This window comes from Arthrobacter sp. PsM3, from assembly GCF_030433895.1.
Lineage (GTDB): Bacteria > Actinomycetota > Actinomycetes > Actinomycetales > Micrococcaceae > Arthrobacter.
This window is the reverse complement of the sequence record NZ_JARUXE010000140.1, coordinates 1-392: the sequence shown is the minus strand read 5'-3', so window position 1 is coordinate 392 and position 392 is coordinate 1. Positions and strand designations below refer to the sequence as shown.

Annotated in this window: 1 protein-coding gene; it reads left to right on the top strand. The window is 69.6% G+C overall.

What is annotated here, in order from left to right:
• A partial coding sequence (locus QCD75_RS21955) for an aldehyde dehydrogenase family protein (protein ID WP_301231640.1) occupies nucleotides 1–392 on the top strand: 392 nt, incomplete at both ends.

The window sequence follows — 392 nt, the reverse complement described above, 5'->3', positions numbered from 1 at the left end:
GCCGTCGCCGCGGGCTGCACCATGGTGTTGAAGTCCGCGAACCTGACGCCGCTGACCTCGCAGCTGTTCGCGGCCGTGATGGTGGAGGCCGGTCTGCCGGCCGGGGTGCTGAACGTTATTCCGACCTCCACCGCCGGTGCCACCACGGGTCCGCTGATCAAGGACTCCCGGCTCCGCAAGCTTTCCTTCACCGGCTCCACCGAGGTCGGCCGCCGGCTGCTCGCCGATGCCTCCGAAAACGTGCTGCGGACCTCGATGGAGCTCGGCGGCAACGCCCCGTTCGTGGTCTTTGAGGACGCCGACGTCGACGCCGCCGTCGCCGGGGCGATGCTGGCGAAGCTGCGGAACATGGGCGAGGCCTGCACGGCCGCGAACCGGTTCATCGTGCACGA